General features: G+C 68.4%; 1 protein-coding gene and 1 pseudogene. Both read right to left on the reverse strand.

The window, feature by feature from the left end; all coding sequences use genetic code 11:
- Positions 1-559: recombinase family protein (locus Q7A36_RS39400; RefSeq protein ID WP_305109250.1), on the reverse strand; the 559-nt coding region annotated here is incomplete at its 3' end.
- A 340-nt stretch (positions 560-899) separates the two neighbouring features.
- A pseudogene (locus tag Q7A36_RS39405) lies at positions 900-2,089 on the reverse strand (DDE-type integrase/transposase/recombinase); the annotation flags it as partial.
- Positions 2,090-2,280 lie beyond the last annotated feature (191 nt).

A 2,280-nucleotide genomic window follows, 5' to 3' on the forward strand; every position in this document is an offset into this window, starting at 1 on the left:
GAGCCTGCTCCTCGACAATCTCCAATCGTGCAACACCACCGCCGACCTGCTTGCCAACATAGCGATAGCCGTACGGCGCATTGCTGAAGACGCTCATCGATCCCGCGAGTGCCGCATGCCGCTTGCCACGGCGGCTCCGCTCCAGGATCTTCGCGCGCTCATATTCTGCCACCATGCCCTGGACCTGCAGCAACAGGTCATCTTCGGCCGACACGCCAATCGGTCGGTTCAGGAAGACGATCTCCACGCCCGCGCGGCGGAGCTCGTCAACGAGCAGCACTTGGTATGCATAGTGGCGCGTGAGGCGATCGGGTGAGTGAACGTAGACGCGGTCCAGTCCACCCGCTGCCGCGAGATCGCGCAACCGCTCAAGGCCGGGTCGGACAAGCGTAGCGCCACTATAACCGTCATCGACAAACCGCAGCAATGTTGCGAGATCTAGCCCATCCGCCGAAACGCGTTGCTCCAGGGCAGTGATCTGGCTCGCAATGGTTCTCTCGCCAGCTTGCTGCTCCGAGGAAACCCGACCGTAAATGGCAGCACGAAGCAGTTGCTGCATGGCTACCTCCTCACGCCGGACTGCGCGTGTTTTGGCGTTGCTGTGTCAACATCCCCACTTCGGGAAGGCTGGCGTTGAACGAACGGAACCACGGACTCGAAGGCCTCCGCGAGGCACACGGTACTTCGCCGGGTTGTCTCATGGCTGACTCGCACCGCTATGCGTCGTGCCTTCTTGTTGCGCCGGGCCATCGGCGCCTCCCTCCACCGGCGTTCTGTCGCCGGATGCCGGCCAAACTACCAGGGCAGCATCAGGGTGCCCGAAGTTAGATTCGAGCTGCAACCGCTTGCGCTCGAGCTTGATCCCAAGCTCGAAGGGGAATTTTGCAGGATTGTCGCGGGCGTGGCCTGGAATGCGACGGCGCGATGCCGAGCCAGTACAGCATGGCCAGCACGGTGGTGCCCTTCATGCTCGGGCCGTTGTCGCCGTGCAGCACCGGCCGAAGGGCGCGCGCATGGATGCCCTCAGCCAGCGCGGTGCGCCGGATCAGATGAGCGGCATGCTCGGCCTGGTCGGTGTCGTGCACCTCGTAGCCGACGATCTTGCGGCTCCAGAGGTCGAGGATGAGGTAGAGATAGAACCAGCGCCCCTGCACCTGGGTCGGCAGGAACGTCACATCCCAACACCACACTTGCCCCGGGGCGGTCGCCACATGGGTGCTGGGCGGCCCAGCGCTCCGCGGTGGGCGGGCCCGACCGCGGCGGCGCATCTGGCCATGGTCGCGCAGCACGCGGTGAAAGCTCGCCTCGCTGGCGATGTAAACGCCCTCGTCGGCCAGCGCCGGGACGATGCGGGCCGGCGGCGTGCTGGCGAAGCGCGGCTCATTGGCCAACTCCACGATCCGCGCCCGCTCGGCATCGCTGAGCGCGTGTGCTGGTTGCGGGCGGACGGCCTCGGGCCGGCCGTCCGCCCGGACCTGGCCATCGTCCTCACGCCAGCGCTGGAAGGTCCGTACGTCGATGCCGGCCAGGCTGCAGGCCGGGGCAAGCCGAGCGCCGGCAGCGCAGGCCTCGGTGATCTCGGCCGTCAGGGTCTGGCGGTCTTCCAGGCGGGTCATTCGTCCTCGCCGTCGCGGAAGACCGCCCCGAGCTTTTTTGCGAGCACCAGCAAGGCGGCCGTCTCGGCCAGCGCCTTGTCCTTGCGGTGCAGCTCGCGCTCGAGCTCCCTCACCCGGCGCCGGTCCTGCCGGGCTTCGAGGGCGCTCGCCGCCCGCGGCTCGCCCAGACCGGCGATGGCGTCGTGCTTCCAGGCCTCGAGCTCAGCGGGGTAGAGGCCTTGCTCGCGGCACCAGGCGCTGCGGGCGGCCTCGTCCATCGCTGCCGTGGTGATCACCGCCTCCAGCCGCGCCGCCGGCGTCCAACGCTGGCTGCTGGCCAGCTCGCCGGGTGCGGCCAGGGCCTGCGCCCGCCACCGCTCCAGGGTGGCAACACTGACCCCCGTGTCGCGCGAGACCACGTCGATGGCCGCACTCTCCGGCGGCAGCAGCCGCGCGACGATGCGATCCCTGAATGCTTTGCCGTATCGAGCCACTCTCGCTCACCCGCGCCCCCTTCATTCCGCGGTTCTAAACACGCGACAACTCGTCTGACACGGGGGGTACCACGGCTGGCTCGCGGCCCCCGACGAGGACGCGGAGGCGGCGGTCCGGGCGGCGCTCGCCGCGCTTGAGGGGCAGCGCCCCTATGGCGTCCCGCTGCTCGATGCCGCCTGGGGCGCCTGGT

The organism is Paracraurococcus lichenis (assembly GCF_030657435.1).
Lineage (GTDB): Bacteria > Pseudomonadota > Alphaproteobacteria > Acetobacterales > Acetobacteraceae > Paracraurococcus > Paracraurococcus lichenis.